Genomic DNA, 2,267 nt, shown 5'->3' with positions numbered 1-2,267 from the left:
ACGCAGCGGTGTGAGACGGGCATTCTTGTGGATGTTCATTCGGACCCTCCGATGGATGCTGAAGCGTGGTAACTCCAGTCTCCTCGGTCCGGTCCGAATGGACAACCTCTCGAAAGCTCACACCTAGAACTCCTCTTGAAAGCGTATCTAGCTTCAAAGGGCGTGTCGAAACGCGGTCTCCGGCTCGGCTTCGGTCACAAGATCGAGGACATTTACGAAGCCGCAGTGGCCCTAGGAATGCCGCCGATTGGGAACGTGAAGATGATTGCCAACAACCTTGACCTGATGAATTCTCAGCAAGATTTTAGGTACCCGTCGGGGTACAAGCTGAATGTCCCGCCGCCGAGCTTCTGCCGAGAAACGTATAACGCTCTCCACACAGCGATCGAGCCGAGGATCCCCACCGAGGTACTGAAAGCCAACCTCAAATTTCATTGGGATTTTCGGGGGAAGACTGTCATTTGGAAGGACGAATAGCCCGAGGATGATCTTCCCCATCTACGTTGGCGTTCTTATGGCGCTGCTGTCAGCATCCGCCATTGGCGGTGGCGGCAAGGCGATCTTGTTGGGATGGCCGCCTCGCTGACAATGGCCGGGATGGGCACTCGCCGGCTGGCTAGGTTCTTAGCAGGCCATAGCCGGCTGTCTGGTGGAGATCGTCTTTCAGGGCTTTGATCGTCTGTGAAAGGTCGCGAACCTTGTCCATCAGCGTCTGAATGGTCGCCCCGATGGGCTGGATCTTAACGCCTCAATCGTCGCGAGAAGCTCAAGGTAGACGTGGTTCAATTGAACTTTCTCCCTTCGAGAGCTCTCAATGGTGATCGACATGTGCGACCAGGCTCGATCAATTGCCTGTTCGCTTATCCTTCATCGACAAGCGGACGCGTGCCGCCACCTCCCTTCCGTCACGCGAAGGACCCAGCCGGCGAGACCAGACGGCGTGCGTGGCGCAATCTTCTATGTGACGAGCGGCGAGATCGCGTGTGTCCCGCCGTGATGGGATCATCTATTCGTCGAGCGCGGCGCTGGCGCCATCATCGTCGATATCTGCAAACCCTGGGATGATCCAGCAGCTTCTCCTTCGACAGCAGCCCGGCGTCCTCGAGCGCCTCGAAATCCGGCAGCTGGCGCAGCGTGTCGAGCCCGAACTGCGACAGAAAAGTTTTGGTCGTCACATAGGTGTAGGGCGCGCCCGGCTGCGGGCTGCGCGGCCCCGAGGCGACCAGCTGCTCAGCGCGCAGCACGCCGATCAGGTCACGTGACACCTCCTTGCCGAAAAAGCTCGACAGCTCGCCACGGGTGATCGGCTGGAAATAGGCAATGCACATCAAGACAAGCGCCTCCGCCTGCGACAGTTCTTTTGCTCCCTCGCCCGCTGCCGTGCCGAAGGCTGCGTGAATGGCGTCGCCAAAAACCTTTTTGGTCCGGTGCTGCCAGCCGCCGGCGACCGCGACCAGCTCGTAAGGGCGGCCGGCGAGTTCGGCGCGAATGTCGTCGATGATCAGCTCGATATTGCAGTTTTTTCCCACCACCCGCGCGAGGACACTACGTGTCACCGGTTCATTTGCCGCAAAGATCACCGCTTCGACGCGGGCCATCCATTCGCACCAGCGCAGCTCCGGCGGCAGATGTTCCAGTTCGGTGTCGAGCAGCGCCGGCTGATCGTTTGGCTTGCGGCGGGCGGACGCTTCGCTCATCGCTACAGCCCGAACAGCCGGAATGTGGGGCGGCCGGAGAGCTCGCGCACGACCTCCAGTTGCTGCAGCCGTTCGAACAGCCGTCGCGATGCAAAGCGCGACAGATTGTCCGTCGTCAGCGATCCGGACACGGCGTCTTCACTGAGCAGCAGAAAGATTACGTCGCCGGCGCCTTTGGCGCGCAGTTTCGGCGCCACCGCCAGGAGTTTTTCGGCCCGGCGCGACAGCTCGGCGGCCAACCGACAAGCGTCCGCGGCGGCCGCGACGAGCGCGATGCAAACCGCCCGCTCAAAATTCTTGTCCCCGGGCCGGATGCGCCGGCCACCGCCGGCCTCGGTGCGGAAAGATGGTCCAAAACCCTGCGCCATTAGGAGCGGCAGGGGCTGCGGCCAGCCCAGGCGTTGCGCCAGTACCAGGTCGGCGAGCCACCAGCCAAAGACTTCGGCATCGGGACGCATGGCGACGACCTCAGCGGCGATCGCCGCGGCGTCGAATGGCGCCGACCGCTGGGATACCCCGAGTTTTTCGATCTGCGTGCAAAGGTCGGCGAGCGCGGCGCCGTCCCAATGG

The 2,267-nt window shown here is 61.7% G+C and carries 2 protein-coding genes; both read right to left on the bottom strand.

Annotation, left to right across the window (positions count from 1 at the left end):
• Positions 1-1,034 precede the first annotated feature (1,034 nt).
• On the bottom strand, positions 1,035-1,697 hold the full coding sequence (locus EN949_RS34650) for an SMC-Scp complex subunit ScpB (protein ID WP_063169436.1): 663 nt from the start codon (positions 1,695-1,697) through the stop codon (positions 1,035-1,037).
• Positions 1,698-1,699: 2 nt separating this feature from the next.
• The coding region (locus EN949_RS34645) for a DUF1403 family protein (protein WP_127371965.1) at positions 1,700-2,267 on the bottom strand (568 nt) is incomplete at its 5' end.

This window comes from Mesorhizobium sp. M7A.F.Ca.US.007.01.2.1 (assembly GCF_003998165.1).
Lineage (GTDB): Bacteria > Pseudomonadota > Alphaproteobacteria > Rhizobiales > Rhizobiaceae > Mesorhizobium > Mesorhizobium ciceri.
The sequence above is the reverse complement of the archived record's forward strand: the minus strand, read 5'-3'. Positions and strand labels throughout refer to the sequence as shown.

Bases quoted from the DNA above. Each gene is read 5' to 3' on its own strand.
- EN949_RS34650 (WP_063169436.1), bottom strand. From the start codon at position 1,697: ATGAGCGAAGCGTCCGCCCGCCGCAAGCCAAACGATCAGCCGGCGCTG.